Origin of the sequence: Lewinella sp. JB7, from assembly GCF_024297185.1 — a bacterium.
Lineage (GTDB): Bacteria > Bacteroidota > Bacteroidia > Chitinophagales > Saprospiraceae > Neolewinella.
Genome location: NZ_JANCTD010000007.1, coordinates 91,158 through 110,356, shown reverse-complemented (window position 1 = coordinate 110,356; position 19,199 = coordinate 91,158). Strand labels below are relative to the sequence as shown.

Below are 19,199 nucleotides of genomic sequence, written 5' to 3'. Positions count from 1 at the left end.
CGGACGGCTATAGCGGTTGGACCGCTATAGCCGTTGGACGGGGTCACCTCGTTGGACCGCTATAGCCGTCGGACCGCTGTAAATAAGTTGGTCCACACTTACAAGCATAAAATATAATTTGGGGATAAAAGGCAACTATTAATGGATAAAAAGGGGCGCAAGAGGTTGTAAGGGGGTAGTAAGCTCCGGTGTTGATATTCTTTCCCCCGGAATCCGCTTCTTCGAAGGTGACGCTACCGGGAAGATCGAAATCCCCCGGACAACCCACACGCCAGGCATGCCGTTTACATCATAACTAACGCTCCACTTTGCTCCGCAAACTGTTCATCCTCCCCATTCGCTTTTACCAGGTCGCGATCTCGCCGATTCTGGCACCGCGGTGTCGGTACGATCCAACCTGCTCGCACTATGCGGTGGGGGCGATCCAGGAGTGGGGCGTGCTGAAGGGTAGCTGGCTGGCCATCAAACGGATCGGAAGGTGCCACCCGTGGGGAGGTTTCGGGCCCGATCCGGTGCCGAAGAAGGGAGAGTGAGGGAGGCTCCCGATTTCGGGCACCCTTAGCACTCTGGCGCAGCCGGAGGCTGCTGCGGACTTCGCTACCGGAGGCAGCATTGTACCGGGAAGTCCGCGTCAAACCCGCCGCCCCCGCGAAACTTCACGTGTACAGTACCAAACACTTTAAACGTCCACTATACATTTATTTACCCACAGGGCGTTAGGTAGCTTTTGCGCGAGTGTGCCAGTTAAGTCGTGCACGTAACCACCCTCCTTTTGCGAAGTAAGATTCTTGTCCGCTGGATCGATTTAGCTTACTTATCGCTGAGGGTACAAAATCCTAAGTTTCCGGCAGACTGGGCGGAAAGAATAGCGAATGTCACCAATCTCGGACTCGGAATAGTCGTGTGCGGGCCAATCATGAAGATCCTGCTGAGAATACTGGGTCTAAACAGCCCCCTGTATATACCCGCTGCTGCATTACTATGCCTGTCAGTTCTGTACCTATTTCTCGAGAAAGAGTGGGGCCTCACGTCCGAGCGGGTGAAGGAGCATCGACCGAAAAAGACCTACCGAAGAAATGCGTCATTACTGCATAAAGCAGCCGCCGTGTTCATTGTACTGGTGTACCCACCAGCGTGCTTCTGCATTATGATAATCTTGATGAAGGTATTTTAGTTTGATAAGGGATTGCGTCAATCCAAACTGGTAACTTATCTCTTTCTCAGTTGATATGGTTAGAGTGTATTTACGTTGAGTTGCCTACTGCCCCCGCGCAGCAGGAGACTGCTGCGGACTGCGCTACCAGAGGTAGCATTGTACAGGAAAATCCGCGAAAATCTGTGACCAAAATCCGCTTAAATCTGTGTTAAACCTGCCTCACCCTCCCTAAACCTACCCTGCCCCACCCGCCCGCCGCCGTAACTTTACCCTATGTACCGCATCCTTCTCCTCATCCTCGCTCTGTCCACCGCTACGTACGGTCAGGGCATCGATTTCTTCCAGGGCAACTGGTCCGAAGCCCTCGCCCGCGCCGAAGCCGAGGATAAGCTCATCTTCGTCGACGCCTACGCCGAATGGTGCGGCCCCTGCAAACTGATGACGGCCAACGTCTTCCCCGACCCGGAAGTAGGGGCATACTTCAACGCCAACTTCATCAACGTTAAGTTCGATATGGAGAAGCCCGAGTCGGAGGAGTTCCGGGAAGTACACTACGCGAAGGCCTTTCCGACCCTGCTCTTCATCGATGCAAAGAATGAAGTAGTCCACCGGCTGGTGGGCGCCCGTCAGTCACCCCAACTCCTCCGCGACGCCGCCGCCGCCCTGGCCCGAGTGGACGATCTGGACAAGCTGAAGTCAGCTTACGAAGCTAAGGGCACCGCGGAGGCTACCTACAAGTACGTCCGCGCCCTTATCCGCAACGGAGAACCCCACCTGCGCGTCGCGAACGACCACTTGCGCGCTGCTGATTTGGACTACACCGCTCCCGCGAACCTCCGCCTGATCCTTATTGCCGCTACGGAGGCCGACAGTCGCATCTACGATCTGCTGCTCGAGCACCGCCAAGCCATTGCCGAACTGGAAGGTGCCCAAGCCGTCAACGAACAGGCCCGCCGGGCCGTCCGCGCGACCTTCGATAAGGCGCTGGAATACCGTAATGAAGACCTGCTCGCCACCGCCGTTGATAAGTTGGCCCTGGTGGACCGCGACGAATCCCGCCGCCTCGCCGCGGAAGGTGAATTTGCCCTGGCTCTGCGGGGGAACAACCGCAAGGATCTTGTGAAGGCCACGAAAAGTTACCTTAAAAAGGGGGCGGACGGCGACGAGGAACGCCTCCGGAAACTCTTTACCGATCTGGAGAAGTCTTCCTTCATCGACTACAGTGAAGTGATCGACCTGGCCGTGGAAGCAGGTACCGCCGCGGCCGAGTCATCTTCCGAAGGGTGGAAAGACTACTACCGCCTGGCCCGTTTTCTGCAAACGCGTCAACGACTCGATCAGGCCCTCGAAGTAGCCGAGAAATCCCTTGCCGCGCTGGGCGACGGACCCGCCAATTACCGCCGCGCCGTGCAGGGACTCATCGACGAGTTGCGCGAAGCGACCAAATAGCGATGGCGTAGCTTTGCGGCCATGTACCCAGACCTCTCCTACATTCTCCACGACCTGATCGGTACGGCGCGCGATAACGGTTTCAGCATCGTCAAAACCTTCGGGCTGTTCCTGTTGCTGGCCTTCATCGTGGCCGCGAAATTGCTGAAGGGGGAAATGCGGCGCCGCGAGAAGATTGGGCAGCTGAAGCCGGAGAAAACTCTCCAGATTCCCGGCGATACGGTCACCACGGCCGACTACGTCACCAACCTGATCATCGGGTTTATTCTCGGATATAAACTCCCGTATGCCATCGCCAACTTTGCCGCCTGGCAACGCGATCCCTCGGGGGTACTGCTCTCTCTGGATGGCTATTTCCTGACCGGCGTCCTGGGAGCGGCACTCTTCTTCGGTTATTATTACAACATTGCCCGCAAACAGGGAGCCGTGCCGGACCCGGTCCCGGTAGACGTATATCCAAGTCAGCGGGTAGGTCCGATCACCATGCGCGCGGCGGTTGGTGGTCTGCTGGGAGCTAAGTTCTTCGCGGTCATCGAGTACTGGGACCGGTTCCTGGAAAACCCCCTACAGGAACTGCTCAGCGGCGGTGGGCTGGCCATTTACGGCGGCCTCATCGGGGGGGGCGTGGCCGTGTACCTCTATCTCCGCCGGCACCGCATCCCGGCCCTGCCCATCATGGATGCGGTGGCCCCGGCCCTCATCGTAGCGTACGGAGTCGGGCGTATCGGGTGCCAGTTGAGCGGCGACGGTGACTGGGGAACGGAGATCGCGGCCATCCCCGACGGTTGGTTCTTGCCCGACTGGCTCTACGGCTACGACTATCCCCACAACGTGATTCACAGCGGAGTGCCCATCCCCGGGTGCGCGGTGGAGTACTGTACCCGACTGGCGGAACTGCACTACCCCACGCCGGTGTACGAAACCCTGATGTCGTTCGCTATCGGGGGCATCCTGTGGGCGGTGAGGAAGCCGTGGACGGTCTTTCCCGGTCTCCTGTTCTGCCTGTATCTCTTTCTGAACGGTGTCGAGCGCTTCTTCATCGAGTATGTCCGGCTGAACGATCACTACGAGGTCCTGGGACTGAGCCTGACCCAGGCGCAAATCATCGCGGTAGGGTTCATGTTGGCGGGAATCGCGGGAGCCGGCGTGGTTTGGCGAAGGGGCCGGCGCGAGTTGGCATAATCGCTAATCCAGATTGGCGAACCAAAATTGCCGGTAAGTCATCTACGACCTGAGAGGCAAATAAAATGACGGACGGTGCTACCCCGTCCAACGGCTAAAGCGGTCGGACGGGGGAAAACCATCAAAAAATCTGTAATTGGTTGACCAAAATTTGGTTGACCAATTCGTGTGACCTATATTTGTTGGACCTGCTGGAGTACGGTAGGAGAAATTACTTCCTCGATGTTAGAGAATTTCAGCGAAATCAAAGTGGAAACCCCGGTCGATGTCATCATTCGGCAAATACGGGCGCTGATTACCTCCGGCCAACTCGCACCGGGCGACAAACTACCCGCCGAACGAAAGATGGCCGAAAGACTCGGCGTTAGCCGGGGGCACGTACGGGATGCCCTGCAGAAGCTGGAGTTTTACGGGATCCTCCGTACTCTGCCGCAGAGCGGTACGGTGGTCGCCGGCATGGGCATCGCGGCCCTCGAGGGGCTCATCACCGACGTACTGCAACTCGAGGAACGGGACTTCGGCTCCCTGGTGGAGACGCGCGTCATGCTGGAACTGCAGTGCGTGAAGCTGGCCGCCGAGCGCCGTACGAAGGACGATTTGGTGCAGATTGAAGTAGCGCTCGCCGCCTACGAGGAGAAGGTCCGCTCCGGCAAACCCGCCGTAGAGGAAGACCTGCTCTACCACCTGAGCATTGCCGACGCGAGTAAGAACGGCGTACTGAAGTCTCTGATGATGATCATTACCCCCGACATCATTAACAGCTACGTCAAATACCGCGTCTGTGACGATCGTGCCGAACTTAAAGCACACCACGAACACGAAGAAATACTGAGCCACATCCGCAACCAGGATGCCGTGGCCGTTGAAAAAGTTATGCGGCAGCACCTGAGCGACGTAACCCGCTTCAGTCAGACCATGCGCAACGCACCGAAAAGTTAAAGTCAGATCATTCACCCAGCCGCTTCGCCGGCTACCAAACCCCTGAATCACGGCAATGGAGTAAGTGTCCACCCGGACACCCTCCCAGATTTTGCCCGCCCCGCACCGCCCGATCACGGCGGAACGGACGCGGATTGCCCCTAAGCTTCAAAGTCCTCACGCAAATTTTTACTCCATGAATACTTCATCGACTGGCGCGCGGCTCCGCCGCACCGTGCTGCTCCTGGCCGCTCTACTGCCGGTCTTCTTGTTCGCGGCTACGGTCGACTACCAACTGGTCGTAGGCGTCGTCACCGATGCCGAAACCGGCGACCCCCTGATCGGCGTCACCGTAATGAAAGAAGGCACCACCTCGGGAACCGTAACCGACCTCGACGGCCGCTACGAAATTGACGCCGAGCCTTCCGACAACCTGATCTTTTCGTACACCGGAATGGCCACCCAGATCATTCCCGTGAAGGGTCAGACCACCATCAACGTAAGCCTTTCGCCCGATGCCGAGCTGCTCGACGAAGTCGTCGTGGTCGGCTACGGTAAACAGAAAAAATCTCACCTGACGGGCTCCGTCTCGCGGGTGAGAAACGAGAAACTCGACCAGATCCCCATTTCCCGGGTAGACGACGCCATGGTCGGCCAGGTGGCCGGCATCAACGTCCAGTCCACCAACCCCGCGGCCGGGGAGGCCCCCACCATCCGGGTGCGCGGTCAGGGGTCGATCTCCTTCGGGTCTAATCCACTCATCGTAGTAGACGGGATCAGCGTCGGTACCGATGCCGATTACCTGGCGAGTCTCGATATGAATAACGTGGAGTCTATCGAGGTACTCAAGGATGCGGCCTCTTCGGCCATCTACGGGTCGCGCGGTGCCAACGGCATCATCATGATCACTACGAAAAAGGGAAAGGAGGGCCCCACCCAGTTCTCCTACGATGCCTACGTAGGTCGCAAGGACGTACCGAGCAACGACGTCCTGACCACCCCGACCGCCTGGAACGAATACGCCCGGGCCAATAACGGCGGCGTACTACCGGACAAACTGCGGTACATCGAGCAACTCGGTACCTACACCAACTGGGAGGACGTCATGTTCAACGGCGGCACCATTCAGAGCCACGCGCTGAGCGCCCGCGGCGGTACGGCCAACACTAAATTCCGCGCCTCCGTCAGCTACCTCGACGACCAGGGCGTGTTGCTCACCGACAACTACCGCAAACTCAACTTCCGGCTTAACCTGGACACCAAAGTGAGCGACCGCATCGACTTCGGAGTGGTCCTCAACCCCTCCTACGTCCGCCAGCGGCGCTTCCCGATCGGGGTGCACGACGCCATCCGTCAGCAGCCCTGGCTCCCGCTCTACCTCGATGCCGACAACATTCAGTACGTCAATCGGAACCGCGAAAACGGCCGCTGGGCCGATGCCCAGATCGGCGACTACGCCATGGAGCGCATGTTCGACGATTACGACCTCGCCGCCGGCATGCCCAGCACCGGTAGCGGCACCGACATCAGTGGTACGTCTAACGCCAGCGCGCTGGCTAAGGTGCTCGAGCGGAAGCGCTTCAAGACGCAGACGAAGATCTTCGCCAACACTTACCTGAACTACCACTTCAACGACGCCCTCTACTTTAAGCAGACGATCGGCGGCGATATCCGCTTCACCGAGAACACCCGCTTTCAGGGCGTTCTGGCCTCCCGCAACGGGGCGGCGGATTCGGAATCGACCCTCTCCAACGACAACCAGTACCACGTCATCTCCGAAAGCACCCTGAACTGGAACCAGGATTTCGGACGGCACAGCATTAGCGCCGTGGGCGGTTTCGCCTACGAACGGTGGGAACGCGACTACTCGCTGCTGGAGGGCGCGGGCTTCGACTCGGACTTCATCGAAACCATCCCCGCCGCCAACCTGGTCGGTGGTCGGACGAGTGCCGCCGAGGAGCTTCTCATCTCCTACCTCTCCCGCATCAACTACGCCTTCGCCGATAAGTACCTCATATCGATCTCCGCCCGCACGGACGGAAGCTCTAAGTTCGGTCCGAGCAACAAGTTCGGCTTCTTCCCGGCGGCCTCCGTCGGCTGGCGGGTGTCCCAGGAAGGTTTCCTGGCCGATAACGCCTTCATCGACGAGCTCAAGCTGCGCTTCAGCTACGGCATCAGCGGCAGCAACGCCGGCATTGGAGAATATGACTACATCGGCCTCATCGAGCCGGTCGGTACGGCTACCGGCAGCGGTGCCACGGGATTCAATGCTACCAACATTTCCAACTCCGAACTGCGGTGGGAAAAGCTGGTGGAGGTCAACCCCGGTATCGACATCTCCATCCTCGACGGTCGCTTCAGCGGTTCCTTCGACTACTACGTCCGCCAGAGTGAAGACCTGCTGCTCGACCTACCGATTCCCTCGGTGACCGGCTTCCAGACGGCCCTCGTAAACAAGGGTGAAGTGGAAAACCGCGGCTTTGAGCTGGAACTGCGGTCGCGCAACGTCTCTACGGGGAACTTTTCCTGGTCCACGACCGGTATCCTTACCCACAACAAGAACACGCTGATCAACTTCGCCGGCGCCGACGGTCTCATCAGTATCGTGGACGATAAGCGCCCCGCCGAGTGGATCGCCCTGGAAGGCAATCCCATCTCCAGCTTCTACGGCTACGTCGTGGAGAAGGAAATCGAGATCGGCTTCCTGAAGAACCCTTTCTTCCCCATCAACGGGCAGTCGCAGGACATCTACGTCAAGGACCTGAACGGCGACGGCCTCATCGATACGGACGATCGCACCATCCTCGGTTCCCCGTATCCGGACCTGATCTGGAGCGTGAACAACACCTTCCGCCTGGGCAATTTTGATGCCTCTTTCATGTTCCAGGGCAGCCACGGCGCGGAGGTCCGCAACATCTCCTCCCAGTACATCAACAACGAGTTCTCGAGCAATCAGGACTACACTTCGGAGTTCGCGGACGGCGACCTGGTGGTACAGCGGATCTTCACGAACGACGACATCCAGGATGCCTCCTACGTATCGCTGCGCAACCTCAACGTAGGCTATACCCTGCCCAACGGACTGCTCGGCAAGTTCGGCATGCGCAAGCTGCGCGTCTACGCCAGTGCTCAGAACCTGCTCTACATCATGTCGGAGGGCTACGAAGGCTACAACCCCGAAGGCATCGACCAGGGATTGGACAGCCCCCTCACCTACGGTTACCAGCGCGGACCGGCACCCATTTACCGCACCGTTTCGGCCGGCCTTAACCTAAGCTTCTAAAATGACGATCATGAAATTTCGCAACTTACTGCCACTATTTTGTGGCCTGTTGTTGCTACCCAGCTGCAACGAGGAAGACCTCAATCTCAACCCCCTCTCCGAAATCGGGGACAACGGTTTCTACACCAATATCGGGGAAGTACAGGGTGCCGTAGTCGCTATCTACGACGGCTTCCAGCAGGTACCCCTGCGCGAATTCGCCCTGACGGAGATGCGGTCCGATAATACCAAGACCAAGTCCAGCGAGGGCGACTGGGCCCAGTTCGAGAGCTTCGACGTCGAACCCACCAACACCGCCATCGGGCAGTACTGGGCGGCGAACTACAACGTCATCTTTCGCGCCAATCGGGTCCTTGAAAACCTGGATGTCGTGGAAGATACCAACCTGCGTAACCAGTTCGAGGGGGAGGCGCTCTTCGGCCGTGCCCTGGCCCACTTCAATTTGGTGCGGGCCTACGGTGGCGTGCCCATCGTGGACCGCGTGATCATCCAGGCCGACGAAGAGTACTTTGCCCAGGACAGCCGGGAGGACGTGCTCGCCTTCGTCCGGAATGACTTCGAGCGCGCCGCCGGTCTGCTTCCTGCTAAGTCCGCCATGCCCTACGGCCGGGCCACCCGCGGGGCGGCCAACGCCCTGCTCGCTAAGGTGCTGCTGAACCAGGGCGAGTACGCGGGAGCAGCCAACGTACTGAAAGCCGTCATCGACAGCGATCAGTACCGTCTGCTCGACAATTACGGCGACGTATTCTACAGCGAGGGCAACGACGAGGTCCTCTTTTCCATCAACTACCTTGACGACGACTCCAACGAGAGCCAGGACTTTTCCTTCGAATTCACGGCCGGCGGCCGCGTAAGCGGATTGAACTTTCCGACGGACGACTTCCGGGCCGCCGTCGACACGGCCGACACCGAACGCGCCGCGATCCTCTTCAACCCCGACGCGCCGGCGGAGGTAGGTAAATTCATTACTCAGTCCGCCGATGCCCGCCTGGACGGCAACGACTGGATCGTGATCCGCTACGCCGATGTGCTGCTGCTCTACGCCGAAGCCATCATGGCGGGCAGCGAATCGACCCAGAGCCTGGAGGCCATCCGGGCGTACAATCAGGTACGTGCCCGCGCCGGTCTTTCCACGCTGGAAGTCGACGGCAGCGCCACCCTCACCGAGGAAGAACTGCTGCACGAGCGCCGGATCGAACTTGCCTTCGAGAACCACCGCTTTTACGACCTGGTCCGCTTCGGCGAGGCCGAACGTATCCTCGGAGCTTTCGCCGCCGCCAACGGCTACACATTCACCCCCACCGACCTTATCCTCCCAATACCCCAGGGCGAAGTAAACGTCAGCCAGGGCCTTCTCTCCCAGAACCCCGGCTACTAAAATTAAATCGATCATGCAGTACACCGCTTACATTCTTTCGGGGCTGATTCTCCTCCTCTTCGTCACTTCCTGCGACGAGCTCGAACTCCCCGGCGTAGGGGAGCTCCCCGACCTTACTCCCCCGGCCGCCGATTTTGCCGCCACGCCCAGCGAGTCGGCCTACCGGGAGATCAGCTTCAGCAACCGCTCCGTCAGCGCCACGGATTTCGTGTGGGACTTCGGAGACGGTAACACTTCCACGGAGGCGAACCCGACCCACACCTACGCCGCCGACGGCGATTACACCGTATCGCTGACCGCTACGGACAAACTGAACGCGACGGACCAAACCACCCAGGTCATCTCCATCGTCGAACCCGTCATCGTATTTACCCCCGAGATCATGAATCCGGGATTCGATATTGAAGGGGAAGACAGTTACCGCGACCACTGGCGCAACGGCGACCTGGGCGGAGTGATCCAGATCACCAGCAGTCCCGTACACGATGGCGTGAAGGCCGCTAAGCTGCCCTCCGACGGCAGCCGGATCGGCTACCAACTCATTAAGGTGCAGGCGAATAAGGAGTACACCGTATCCTTCTACTATACCCTCAAGACCTCCCCCGAAGGCAGCCTGACCGTGTCCATCCTCGACAACGGCGTGGAGAGCGCGGAAGATATCGGTGCCAGCACCATTGCCTCGGTAACGGTGAACGACCAGACCTCGTCCTCCGATTACGTACTCGGATCGGTGACCTTCGCGTCCGGGGAGAACACGGAAGTAGCTATCTTTTTCACCAACGTCGACGTGGAAGCCCGCATCGACAGCTTCACCATCGTGGAAAATTAGGCCCATGCACCGTAACCTTTTCATCGGACTACTCTTGATCGCCCTGCTCGGCTGTGGCGAAAAGAGTATTCCCCGACCCGCGGGATCCACGGAAACCGAGGTGCCGGACAACACTCCGGCCCACGGAATCGATCTCAGCCACTGGAAGCTGACCCTGCCCATCGGGGCGCCGACCGAGATCGAGCCTCCGGAGATCCTGAATTACGCCCAACTTGCCGAGGTGAAGCCGTACATGTACGACGACACCACCGACGGGTCCCTGGTCTTCTACGCTACCCCCGGAGCTTCTACGGCGAATTCGTCCTACTCCCGGTCGGAACTCCGCGAGCAAATGCAGCCCGGCAGCAACAGCGTCAACTGGACCTTCGCCCAGGGCGGTCGGATGCGGGCGAAACTCGCGGTGCCGGAAGTCTCCCGGGATGCTTCCGGCGACCCCCACCGGGTGATCGTCCTGCAAATACACGGACGACTGACCAACGAGCAGCGCGACCTGATCGGCGAGGACGATAACAATGCACCGCCCATCATGAAGGTCTACTGGCAGAAGGGGTACGTACGCCTGAAGAGCAAGTACCTGAAGGACCCCGACGCCACCTACGAGGAACTGCTGCACACCGACGCCTGGGGCGACGATGAGGGCTACACCTTTCCGGAAGAAGTAGGCACCGACCCCTTCACCGTAGAGATCGTCGCGGACGCCGCCGGTATGCGGGTGACTCTGAACGATAAGGAGACCCACACCTACACGGGCTTCGATATGGATAAGTGGGGGGCATTCGAAAATTACTTTAAGGCCGGGAATTACCTACAGGCCCGGGAGTCGGATGCCTTCGCCCGCGTCAAATTTTACGAACTTACGGTAACGCACTAACAACATGACATTGCACCTCCCGAAATACCCTGCTCCCGCGTCCCCGCCCAACTTGCTGCGCGCCTGCCTGTTACTGTTGCTGTTCGGCTGCGCGGCCGGCAATCTCCTGGCTCAGGATGTTGACGCGCTGAAGAAAGCCATCGCGAATGCCCGTCCCGGCGATCGCATCGTCGTCGCCAACGGTACCTACACCGACCTGGAGCTCGAGTTTCGGGCCCACGGGACGGCCGACGCTCCCATTCACCTGGTCGCCGAGGAGAAGGGGAAAGTCTATCTGGAGGGACAATCCTACCTGCGCCTCTCCGGCGAACACCTCATCGTGGAAGGCCTCGTCTTTCGCAACGGCTACACCCCGACCAGCGAAGTGATCTCCTTCCGTACGGCCAAGGACGAACTCTGTAACCACTGCCGGGTCACGGAGTGCGTGATCGACAATTATAACCCCGCCGAGCGCTTCGAGAGCGACTACTGGGTAGGTATCTACGGCAAAAACAACCGCTTCGATCACAACTACCTGACCGGAAAACGTAACCAGGGCGTCACCCTGGCCGTGCGCCTCGACGCGGAGGAAAGCCGGGAGAACGACCACCGCATCGATCACAACTACTTCGGCGAACGCCCCATCCTGGGCTCTAACGGCGGCGAAACCCTGCGGATCGGTACCAGTCATTACTCTTTGAGCAACTCCAATACACTGGTGGAAAGTAACTACTTCGACCGTTGTAACGGAGAACACGAGATCATCTCCAATAAGTCGGGCGGCAACGTATTCCGCGGCAACACCTTCCACGAATGCCAGGGTACGCTGACCATGCGCCACGGCAACGGTACCACGGTCGACGGTAACTTCTTCTTCGGCAACGGCAAGCCTAATACCGGCGGCATCCGCATCATCAACGAACGGCAGCGGGTCACCAACAACTACCTCGACGGCCTCACCGGCTACCGCTTCCGCGGCGCTCTGGTGATCATGAACGGCGTACCGAACTCGCCCATCAACCGCTACTTCCAGGTGAAGGACTCGGAGGCGAGTAACAACGTGTTCGTCGACAGCGACCATATCCAACTCGGCGCCGGTAGTGACGAGGAGCGCAGCGCCGTTCCGGAAAGCACCCTGGTGGCCGACAACGTTTTCGTCAACCGTAAGCGCGACACCCTATTCACGGTGTACGACGACATGAGCGGCATCACCTTCCGCAACAACCTGCTGGACGAAAACCTGGTGCCCCTGCAGGAGAAGGGTTTCGTCAAAAAGTCGATTACCCTCACCGATGCCGGCCACGGCGTGCGGCTCCCGGAGGGTACGCCCGCCGCCGACAGCGTCCGGGCGCGGATGAATATCATGGCCACCCCGGAGAATACGGGCGTGAACTGGTATCCGCGTCGCGAAGAGGCGCAGTACTTCGGTACGGGACAGGTCCTGGAGATCGGTCCCGGTGAGAATACCCTGGCCGACGCCGTCGCCAGATCGGCCCCCGGAGACATCATCCGGTTGGCGCCCGGTGAGTACCTCTCGTCCAAGACGATCGATCTGCATCACCCCCTCACCATCGAGGCGGCCGGCGACGAGAAGCCCCTCCTGCTCTTCCAGAAAACTTCCCTGCTGAACATCGAAAACGGCGGTGCCCTGACCCTCCGCGGCATTCACGTCGACGGGCGGGAGTGCCTAGACCAGCCGCTGAACAGCGTGATCCGCACGAGTCGCTACTCCATGGTTCGCAACTACAAGCTGTTCATTGAGGACTGCGAGTTCACCAATCTCGACATCAATCACTCCTTCAACGTGCTGCGGGTGTACAAGCACACCTTTGCCGACTCCATCGTGGTGCGCAATACGAGTTTCCGCAACGTCAGCGGCAGCGTACTGTCCCTGGATCAGGAGAACGACGATATCGGTATTTACAACGCGGAGAACGTCGTACTGGAGAACTGCCTCTTCGACGACATCGGCCAGGCGGCTCTCCATCTGCACCGCGGGGGCAGCGACGAAAGCACCTTCGGGCCCATGCTGACCATCGATCGCTGCACCTTTGACGAGGTGGGTACCGACGAGAAGTGGAACAAAACCGAAAGTTCGATCAGCCTGCACGGCACCCAGTTCGTACACATCACCAACAGCGTCTTCGACGATTCGGCTCCCGTACGCCTGCACCTAGTCGTCGGTGAGCCGGTGGTCGACATCGAGCATTCCGTCTTTTCCGGGGGCACCGAGTTGCTCGACAACGGAGAACCCTACCGGACTCACGACGTACACATGAACGTTGAGGAACCCCTCACCGAACTACCGGACGGAACCCCCGTCGGTACTAAAATCCCCAACTAAGCGTGCGTTACTTACTCATCCTACTGCTGCCGTTTAGCCTGTGCCTGCGTGGCCAGGTCCAGGCGGATTATCCCCCGCTGTTCGCGCTTACGCTGGCGGAGACGCAGGAGCAAGTGGACGCTACCATGGAGCAAACTTTCCTGGTACCCACCCCCGTGGATATGGCGGGCGGTTACACCCACGAGGTCCACAAGCAGAACTGGAAAACGTTGATGGACGCCGGCGCCCTGTTCCGCCTGACGGGGGAGGAGAAGTACGCCACATTCGTCCGCGACGGCCTGCTGCAGTACGCCGAAGCTTACCCTAGCTGGCCCCTGCACCCCACCGATCGTTCGTACGCTACCGGCAAGATATTCTGGCAGTCGCTCAATGATGCCAACTGGCTGGTGTACGTAAGCCAAGCCTACGACGACATTTACGACTGGCTCGACCCCGCCGTGCGGGAACGGCTAAATACGGAACTGTTCCGCCCCATGGCCGACTTCCTCTCCGTGGGGAATCCTCAGTTCTTTAACCGCATACACAACCACAGTACCTGGGGTAACGCGGCCGTGGGTATGATCGGTCTGGTTATGGACGACGAGGAACTGGTACAACGCGCTCTCTACGGCATTCCCAACGAAGAGTTGCCCGAGGACTTGCGCGACGACGACTCCGGGCGCATCATGTCGGAAACCGGCCGCGCGGGCTTCCTGGCCCAGCTCGACCTGTCCTTTTCCCCCGACGGCTATTTCACGGAGGGGCCCTACTACCTGCGGTACGCCCTTTCCCCCTTCCTGCTCTTCGGGCGGGCACTGGCCGAAAAGCGCCCGGAACTGAACGTGCTTACCTACCGCGACGGTATTCTCGGAAAGGCCATCGATGCGCTTCTGTTGGAAGCCGACCCCCAGGGTAACTTCTTCCCCCTCAACGATTCCCAGAAGGGGATGTCACTCTACGCACCCGAGGTAGTCAAATCCGTGGACTACGGATATTTCCTGTACGGTCGAGACCCGAGCTTACTCTCGCTGGCCGAGGTGCAGGGGCGGGTAACCCTCGACGATGCCGGGCTGGCCGTCGCTACTGGTCTGGCCGCCGGAAAAGCCAAGCCCTTCCGTCCGCGTTCCATTGCCTTTACTGACGGACCGGATGGTACCGAAGGGGGCGTGGGGATCCTGCGGGCTTACGGGGACGGAGAGGAGCAAACCACCCTGGTGATGAAGTACTCCGCCCAGGGCATGGGGCACGGCCACTTCGATAAGCTTTCCTATTCCCTCTACGATCGTACCGGCGAGGTGATCCAGGATTACGGCGCGGCCCGCTGGGTCAACATCGACCAGAAGGGCGGCGGTCGTTACCTTCCCGAGAATCAGACCTACGCGAAGCAGACGGTTGCCCACAATACCCTGGTGGTCGATCAAGTATCTCACTACAACGGCGACATTCGCATCGCGGAAAACCACCACCCCGATCTGTACGCCTTCGCGGTTGCCGACAGTAACCTGCAACTGGTAAGTGCCGTGGCCGAACAGGCCTACCCCGGGCGGCGGCTGCACCGGGCGCAATGGTTACTACAGGACCCGGTTTTCGAACACCCTCTGGTCATCGACCTGTTCCGCGCCACCGGTGACCGACCGGCCGTGCATGACCTTCCTACCTGGTATATGGGGCAGCTGATGGCCACCGACTTCGACTTCGTTACTAACGATACGCTGCGGCCCCTGGGCACCGACCATGGCTACCAGCACCTGTTCCTGGAGGCGCGGGGGCGGCCCACGGAGGCTAGCGCTTCGGTCGAATGGTTTAGTGACGAGCGCTTCTATACGCAAACCATGATCACGGAGCCGGGCGACGAAATTCTCTTCGTGCGGCCGGGTGCCCATGACCCCAATTTCAACCTACGGCGCGATCCGGGTTTCGTGCTGCGGCGCGGGGGGGTGACTAACCCTACCTTCGTCTCCGTACTCGAGAGTCACGGCAGCTATAATCCCCGCGATGAGGTGGCGCGTAATCCCTTCGGGCGCATCAGCGACCTGCGCTTGCTCGTAAACGATGATAATTACTTTGCCCTGGAGTTCGCTTACCCGAATGCCGGCCGCTGGATACTTATCTTTTCCACGAAGGATGCCGATCCGGAGCGGGAACACACCCTGAACATTAACGGACAATCCCACCAGTGGCGTGGCGTCCATCATTTAATCAAGCACGACAATGAAAGCGAGTAAAGAATTTATCTTCGGTAAGGACCTGGAATGGGAAGAAGTCGGCCCCGGCCTCAAACGCCAGATTATGGGATACGACGACAAGATCATGTTGGTCAAAGTCGACTTTCAGCCCGGGGCGGTGGGACAATTACATGAGCACCACCACAGTCAGGTGACCTACGTGGAAAGCGGCGCCTTCGAAATGACCATCGGTGATGAGGTGAAAACCATTCGCGGCGGAGATTCCTACTACATTCCGCCCCACGTCATGCACGGCTGCGTGTGTAAGGAAGCCGGGGTGCTCATCGACGTATTCTCGCCCGTTCGCGAGGACTTCCTCGACTCAGTCAAGCACGCATGAAGATATCCGGACTCCGGTGGTGGGTCGTTACGCTAATCGCGCTGGCCACCGTCATCAACTACATCGACCGGCAATCACTCAACGTGCTCTGGCCGGAAATTTCCGTCGACCTCTACCCCGATAAAACGGACGACGAACGCAAGGAGATCTACGCCTTCATCTCCGTGGTATTCGTCTTCTCCTACGCTTTCGGGCAGGCGCTGTTCGGAAAGATATTCGACTGGATCGGTACCCGCCTCGGCTTCGTACTTTCCATCGGCGTCTGGTCCATCGCGACGGCCCTACACGCGGTGGCGAGCAGCGTGGCGAGTTTCGCCCTATTCCGTTCAATCCTCGGTATCGCCGAGGCCGGTAACTGGCCGGGGGCGACGAAGGGCAATGCCGAGTGGTTCCCTACTAAGGAACGAGCCCTGGCTCAGGGCATCTTCAATTCCGGCGCGGCCATCGGGGGCATCATTTCCATTCCGCTAATCGCCCTGCTCTCCATCTACTTCAGTTGGCAGGTGATCTTCATCCTGGTGGGCGTAACTGGCTTGTTGTGGCTGATCCCCTGGGTCGTGCTGGTGAAGGCACCCCCGAAGTCTCACCCCTGGATCAGTGAGGAAGAGCGGCAGTACATTCTGACCGGCCAGCAGAATCAGGATAAGGATAAGGACGGCAATTACGACGAAGGGTATAATCCGGGATTCAGCAAGATGCTCTCCCACAAGGAAAGCTGGGGCGTGATCATCGCCTCGGCCGTCATCGACCCTATTTGGTGGCTGTTCGTTTTTTGGATTCCCATCTACCTCTCCGAAGTGTACGGAATGGATGTGAAGACGATCGGCATCTACGGCTGGGTGCCCTACGTTGGGGCCATGTTCGGAGCATGGTTTGGCGGGTTACTCGCCCAGAACCGCCTGAAGGCCGGCTGGAACGTAGACAGCACCCGTAAGCTGGTCATCACACTGGGTTGCGTGATCATGTTGCCGGCCCTGCTGGCCATGTCCAATCCCGGCGCTCCGGTCACCGCCGTGTTGCTGATGGCCGTGATCCTCTTCGGTTTCCAGACCGCCATCGGGAACGTACAAACCCTGCCCAGCGATCTGTTCGGCGGCAAGACCGTGGGTACGCTCGCGGGGCTGTCGGGCATGGCCGCCAAACTGGCGGTTGCGGGACTGACCTCCCTCGTTCCCTGGCTCACCGCCGGCGGCAACTATACGCCGGCCTTCGTGATCGGCGCGGCCCTTGCTTCCATCGCTATTGCCAGTGTTTGGATCCTTTGTCCGAAGATCGAACCTCTACAACCCCTGAATAAATAATACCCTTATGGATTTAACTGGAAAAACTGCTATCGTCACCGGTGGCGCCCGCGACATCGGTCGGGCAATCTCTCTTCGTTTGGCTCAGCTTGGAGCAAACGTGGTCGTTAATTACCACAGTAGCCAGAGTGACGGCGACGAAACCCTCCGGCAGATCAAAGATGCAGGCGGAAACGGCATTGCCGTACGGGCCGACGTGACCAACTGGGACGAATGCCATCAACTCGTTTCTAAAGCGCAAGAAGCCTTCGGCCAGGAGATTCACTGCCTGGTGAACAATGCCGGTGGCCTGGTAGCCCGTAAAACGCTTGCCGAAATGGACGTAGCCTTCTGGGATAAAGTGATGGATCTGAACCTGAAATCCGTCTTCATTATGCATAAAGCCGTGGTGCCCCATATGCCCTCCGGCGGCTCTATCGTCAACCTGTCGTCGCAGGCCGCGCGGGATGGCGGCGGTGGCGGTTCGGCCGCTTACTCGACCTCCAAGGGCGCGGTGACGACCTTCACCCGCAGTATGGCCAAGGAGCTTGGTCCCGACGGCATCCGGGTCAACGCCGTGTGTCCGGGTATGATCGCCACGACCTTCCACGATACCTTCACGACCGACAACATCCGGGAAGCCGTGGCCGGAAAGACCCCCCTACGTCGGGAGGGTAGTGCCGCGGAGGTGGCCAACCTGGTCGCTTGCTTACTTTCCGATGATTCCTCGTTCGTAACGGGAAACAACGTCGACATCAACGGTGGGCTCGCCTTCTCCTAAGGTGGCTCATCCCCGCGTCGTCACCTTCGGCGAAATTATGCTGCGCCTCAGCACTCCGCGTCATCAGCGCTTCCGACAGGCCGGCACGATGGAGGTGGAGTACGGCGGAGGAGAAAGCAACGTAGCGGTTTCCCTGGCGAATTACGGTCAGGACGTGCGGTTCGTATCCCGGCTGCCCGACAACGACCTTGGCGAGTGCGCCATCCGGTCGCTGCGGGCCGCCGGGATCGATACGACTCACATCGTCCGGGGGGGCAAGCGACTGGGCATCTATTTTTTGGAAACCGGTGCGGTCCAGCGCCCCTCGAAGGTGATCTACGACCGGGAGGATTCCTCCATGGCTACCGTTTCTACCGGTGATATCGACTGGGACCGCGCCTTTGACGGCGTCACTTGGTTCCACTGGTCGGGCATCACGCCGGCCGTGAGTGCTTCGGCCGCCGCGGTATGCCTCGAAGCCTGCCGGGCCGCCGTCGACCGGGGCATCACTATCAGCGTCGACCTCAATCACCGCAGCAAGCTCTGGCAGTACGGAAAAACGCCCGCCGAGGTGATGCCGGAGTTGGTAGAGTACTGCGACGTCATCGTCGGGGGAGCCTACGAAGCCGAACGGTACTTCGGGATCGAAATCGCCAATTCGACGGACTTCACGCCCCTGGCCCAGGCCCTGCGGCAGCGTTTTCCGCGGGCGGGAAGCATCGTAACTACTCTGCGGGACACCATTTCCGCCAGCCACAATACCTACACCGCCCTCCTGTGGGACGGTGAGCGCCTTCATTCCAGCCCCACCTATCAACTCACGCACATCGTCGACCGGGTCGGCGGTGGCGATAGTTTTATGGGCGGACTTATCCACGGCCTCATCACCTGGCCCAGTGATCTGACGTATGCCCTGCGCTTCGCCGTGGCGGCCTCCGCGCTCAAGCACACGATCCCGGGCGACGTCAATCTGGTCACCGAAGCCGAGGTCATCGAACTCATGGAGGGGGACGGAAGCGGACGGGTGCGGCGGTGACCACACCCGTTGGACGGCTATAGCGGTTGGACGGCTATAGCCGTCCAACCGCTATAATGCCCGCCACCCAAATCAGCAAATAAATAACTAAATAAGTACACCGGCCCATCCATCGGGAGGGTAATCCGGGTGAAATAGGTGTTATAGTGACTTTTTGGTAGCTCCAGGACGCCGGGCGGCTTTCAGCCGC

General features: G+C 59.4%; 14 protein-coding genes. All 14 read left to right on the top strand.

Annotation, left to right across the window (positions count from 1 at the left end):
* Positions 1-308 precede the first annotated feature (308 nt).
* The 14 genes from yidD to NMA52_RS13510 all read left to right on the top strand — a co-directional run bounded on the left by yidD (position 309) and on the right by NMA52_RS13510 (position 19,009).
* Entirely contained in the window at positions 309-533 is a 225-nt protein-coding gene (gene yidD / locus NMA52_RS13575) for a membrane protein insertion efficiency factor YidD (RefSeq protein WP_254828234.1), read from the top strand.
* Between the two features lie 896 nt (positions 534-1,429).
* Positions 1,430-2,605, top strand: a complete 1,176-nt coding sequence (locus NMA52_RS13570) for a thioredoxin family protein (RefSeq protein ID WP_254828233.1) — start codon at positions 1,430-1,432, stop codon at positions 2,603-2,605.
* 21 nt (positions 2,606-2,626) lie between these two features.
* Entirely contained in the window at positions 2,627-3,787 is a 1,161-nt protein-coding gene (locus NMA52_RS13565) for a prolipoprotein diacylglyceryl transferase (protein WP_254828232.1), read from the top strand.
* Between the two features lie 222 nt (positions 3,788-4,009).
* Complete coding sequence (locus tag NMA52_RS13560; RefSeq protein ID WP_254828231.1) at positions 4,010-4,726, top strand: FadR/GntR family transcriptional regulator; 717 nt, start codon at positions 4,010-4,012, stop codon at positions 4,724-4,726.
* Between the two features lie 175 nt (positions 4,727-4,901).
* Entirely contained in the window at positions 4,902-7,988 is a 3,087-nt protein-coding gene (locus tag NMA52_RS13555) for a TonB-dependent receptor (protein WP_254828230.1), read from the top strand.
* 10 nt (positions 7,989-7,998) lie between these two features.
* A complete protein-coding gene (locus tag NMA52_RS13550) occupies positions 7,999-9,366 on the top strand; it encodes a RagB/SusD family nutrient uptake outer membrane protein (protein ID WP_254828229.1) in 1,368 nt (455 codons plus the stop codon).
* A 13-nt stretch (positions 9,367-9,379) separates the two neighbouring features.
* Positions 9,380-10,195 carry a PKD domain-containing protein gene (locus tag NMA52_RS13545; RefSeq protein ID WP_254828228.1) on the top strand — a complete coding sequence of 272 codons (816 nt, stop codon included), beginning with the start codon at positions 9,380-9,382 and terminating at the stop codon, positions 10,193-10,195.
* A 4-nt stretch (positions 10,196-10,199) separates the two neighbouring features.
* The gene (locus NMA52_RS13540) at positions 10,200-11,066 is read left to right on the top strand and encodes a polysaccharide lyase family 7 protein (protein ID WP_254828227.1); all 867 of its coding nucleotides are present in this window, start codon (positions 10,200-10,202) and stop codon (positions 11,064-11,066) included.
* Between the two features lie 4 nt (positions 11,067-11,070).
* The gene (locus NMA52_RS13535) at positions 11,071-13,389 is read left to right on the top strand and encodes a polysaccharide lyase 6 family protein (RefSeq protein WP_254828226.1); all 2,319 of its coding nucleotides are present in this window, start codon (positions 11,071-11,073) and stop codon (positions 13,387-13,389) included.
* Between the two features lie 2 nt (positions 13,390-13,391).
* A complete protein-coding gene (locus NMA52_RS13530; protein WP_254828225.1) occupies positions 13,392-15,593 on the top strand; it encodes a heparinase II/III family protein in 2,202 nt (733 codons plus the stop codon).
* The gene (locus NMA52_RS13525) at positions 15,580-15,933 is read left to right on the top strand and encodes a cupin domain-containing protein (RefSeq protein WP_254828224.1); all 354 of its coding nucleotides are present in this window, start codon (positions 15,580-15,582) and stop codon (positions 15,931-15,933) included. The genes NMA52_RS13530 and NMA52_RS13525 overlap by 14 nt, the downstream gene beginning before the upstream one ends.
* Positions 15,930-17,234 carry an MFS transporter gene (locus tag NMA52_RS13520; protein WP_254828223.1) on the top strand — a complete coding sequence of 435 codons (1,305 nt, stop codon included), beginning with the start codon at positions 15,930-15,932 and terminating at the stop codon, positions 17,232-17,234. Before NMA52_RS13525 ends, NMA52_RS13520 begins: the two co-directional genes overlap by 4 nt.
* A 7-nt stretch (positions 17,235-17,241) precedes the next feature.
* On the top strand, positions 17,242-17,994 hold the full coding sequence (locus NMA52_RS13515) for an SDR family NAD(P)-dependent oxidoreductase (protein WP_254828222.1): 753 nt from the start codon (positions 17,242-17,244) through the stop codon (positions 17,992-17,994).
* 1 nt (position 17,995) lies between these two features.
* Entirely contained in the window at positions 17,996-19,009 is a 1,014-nt protein-coding gene (locus tag NMA52_RS13510) for a PfkB family carbohydrate kinase (protein ID WP_254828221.1), read from the top strand.
* The last annotated feature ends 190 nt before the right edge of the window (positions 19,010-19,199 follow it).

Excerpts from the sequence above, each read along its gene's own strand:
- NMA52_RS13570 (WP_254828233.1), top strand. The coding sequence starts at position 1,430 with ATGTACCGCATCCTTCTCCTCATCCTCGCTCTGTCCACCGCTACGTAC.
- NMA52_RS13565 (WP_254828232.1), top strand. The coding sequence starts at position 2,627 with ATGTACCCAGACCTCTCCTACATTCTCCACGACCTGATCGGTACGGCG.
- NMA52_RS13560 (WP_254828231.1), top strand. The coding sequence starts at position 4,010 with ATGTTAGAGAATTTCAGCGAAATCAAAGTGGAAACCCCGGTCGATGTC.
- NMA52_RS13555 (WP_254828230.1), top strand. The coding sequence starts at position 4,902 with ATGAATACTTCATCGACTGGCGCGCGGCTCCGCCGCACCGTGCTGCTC.
- NMA52_RS13550 (WP_254828229.1), top strand. The coding sequence starts at position 7,999 with ATGAAATTTCGCAACTTACTGCCACTATTTTGTGGCCTGTTGTTGCTA.
- NMA52_RS13545 (WP_254828228.1), top strand. The coding sequence starts at position 9,380 with ATGCAGTACACCGCTTACATTCTTTCGGGGCTGATTCTCCTCCTCTTC.
- NMA52_RS13540 (WP_254828227.1), top strand. The coding sequence starts at position 10,200 with ATGCACCGTAACCTTTTCATCGGACTACTCTTGATCGCCCTGCTCGGC.
- NMA52_RS13535 (WP_254828226.1), top strand. The coding sequence starts at position 11,071 with ATGACATTGCACCTCCCGAAATACCCTGCTCCCGCGTCCCCGCCCAAC.
- NMA52_RS13525 (WP_254828224.1), top strand. The coding sequence starts at position 15,580 with ATGAAAGCGAGTAAAGAATTTATCTTCGGTAAGGACCTGGAATGGGAA.
- NMA52_RS13520 (WP_254828223.1), top strand. The coding sequence starts at position 15,930 with ATGAAGATATCCGGACTCCGGTGGTGGGTCGTTACGCTAATCGCGCTG.
- NMA52_RS13515 (WP_254828222.1), top strand. The coding sequence starts at position 17,242 with ATGGATTTAACTGGAAAAACTGCTATCGTCACCGGTGGCGCCCGCGAC.